Here is a 1,988-nt window from a genome sequence, read left to right on the forward strand (position 1 = left end):
CGCCGACGACCTGCGCGCCGAGGTGGCGGGCCTGCGCCGGACCTTCGAACGGCCGCCCCGCGTGGTCGTCGAGTGGTGGCCGCGTCCCGTCATCGTGGCGGCGCGCGACAGCTGGATCACGGACCTCCTGCGCGACCTCGGCGCCGAGAACGCCTTCGCCGACCGTGAGGCGCGCTCCGTCACCGTGACGCACGACGAGCTCCGCGAGGCCCGCGTGGACCTCGTGATCGTGTCGTGGTGCGGCGTCCGCAAGCTCCGCCCCGAGATCGTGGAGGCGCGTGGCCTCGGCGCCCGCGTGGCCTGCGTGCCCGAATCCGCCCTCGGACGGCCCGGGCCGCGCCTCATCGAGGGCTACCGCGCGGTCGCGGCGCTCCTCGCGGACCTGCCGATCAGGACTTGACCTGCGGGAGTCCCAGCAGCGCGCGGATCCCGTTCTCGCAGCGGCGCCGGTAGGCCTCCAGGTCCGGGTCGCGGTCGTACAGGAAGCGGATGCTCAGGCCGTCCACCAGCGCCCTGAGCTGCCACGCCCGCGCGTGCGCGTCGCCCGGCGTGAGCCGCGCGAGCTCCAGGTCGAGCTGCTCCGACTCCTCGAAGAACGCGCGGGTGACCGCGCCCAGCGCGCGGTCCTTCGTGCTGGCCGACAGGAAGTCCAGGTAGACCGTGTAGAAGCGGCGCGTGTTCGACAGCCCGAAGAACTGGTTCTCCACGAACACCCGCAGCTTCTCGTCCGTGGAGGACGCCTGCCGCAGCGCCCGGCGCGTGCTGATCGCGATGGTGCGCACGAAACGGCGCAGCACCACCTCGAACAGGCGTTCCTTGCTGCCGAAGTAGTACACCAGCGTGCCCTTGCTCACGCCCGCCGCGCGGGCGATGTCGTTCAGGGTGACGTGCGCGTACCCGTGCTGGTAGATCGCGAGGTACGCGGCCTGCGCGAGCTCCGAACGGCGCTGCTTCTCACGGACGGGATTCACGGTGCGCGCCACGCAGGGAGTGTAACGCAAAGCGGCGCTCCCGCACGGAAGCGCCGCCGAGGAGGAGAAGAGGTTACTTCTTCTCGGGTGCGGGCGCGGCGGTCGCCACGCGGTCCGCGAACTTCTCGGTCCGGATGCGCGCCAGCTGGCTCGTCACGTACTTCTGCGCCGCGTCGTCCGCGAGGGTGCGGCGGATCTCCGCGTCCACCTCGGTCTGCGGCGCGACGCCCGCCTGGGTGCGCTTCGACACGATCAGCACGTGCGTGCCGAACTCGGACTTCACCTGCTGCACGACGTTCAGCGGGCCCGTGAAGGACGCCCTGTCGAACTCCGGGACGGTCACGCCCTGCTCGAAGCAGCCGAGGTCGCCGCCCTTGTCCTTGCTGCCGGGGTCGAGCGACACGTCCGCCGCGACCTTCGCGAAGTCCTCGCCCGCCTTCAGGCGGTCCTGCACGGTCTTCGCCGCCGCGTCGTCCTTCACGAGGATGTGCTTCACGCAGGCCTCGGCCGCGCGGCGGTAGTCCGCGACGTGCGAGCGGTAGTACTGCGCCACGACCGCGTCGTTGAACTTGAAGCGGTCACGCAGCTTCGCGAGGTAGTCGTTCGAGACGAGCGCCTCCTGCACGTTCGCGCGGAACTGCGCCTCGTTCTCGTACCCGGCGCTCTTCAGGGCGTCCGCGAACTCCGCGTCCGACTCGAAGTCCTGACGGCTCTCCTGGACGGCCGCGTCGACCTTCGCCGTGTCGGACTTCACGCCCGCCGCCGCCGCGAGCTGCAGGATGCCGCGCTGACGCACGATCTGATCGAGGATCTGCGGGCGGTACTCCGCGAAGTACGGCAGCACCTCGTCGCTGTACGGCACGCCCTGACGGTTCACGAGGCGACCCACGAAGATGCGGTACTGCCGCTCGAACTCCCCGAGGGTGAGCGTCTCCGGTCCCACGCGCGCCACGACCGTCGCGGGGTCCTGAGCGGGCTGCGCGGCGGGCTTGGCGGGCGTGGTCTGCGCGGGCGCCG

The 1,988-nt window shown here is 71.3% G+C and carries 3 protein-coding genes; 1 reads left to right on the plus strand and 2 read right to left on the minus strand.

Features of this window, described 5'->3' with window-relative positions; all coding sequences use genetic code 11:
- Positions 1-400: helical backbone metal receptor (locus tag DEIPI_RS31070; protein ID WP_157463656.1), on the plus strand; the 400-nt coding region annotated here is incomplete at its 5' end.
- On the opposite strand, the gene DEIPI_RS0113560 is transcribed toward DEIPI_RS31070, so the two are convergent.
- Together DEIPI_RS0113560 and DEIPI_RS31075 are read right to left on the minus strand one after the other, a co-directional pair.
- Positions 390-983: a TetR family transcriptional regulator gene (locus DEIPI_RS0113560; RefSeq protein WP_027482117.1), complete on the minus strand. Its 594-nt coding sequence runs from the start codon at positions 981-983 to the stop codon at positions 390-392. The two genes, DEIPI_RS31070 and DEIPI_RS0113560, sit on opposite strands and share 11 nt — an antisense overlap.
- Positions 984-1,044: 61 nt before the next feature.
- On the minus strand, positions 1,045-1,988 hold a 944-nt coding region (locus DEIPI_RS31075), incomplete at its 5' end, for a peptidylprolyl isomerase (RefSeq protein WP_052351731.1).

This window comes from Deinococcus pimensis DSM 21231 (assembly GCF_000519345.1).
In the GTDB taxonomy this organism is placed as follows: domain Bacteria; phylum Deinococcota; class Deinococci; order Deinococcales; family Deinococcaceae; genus Deinococcus_A; species Deinococcus_A pimensis.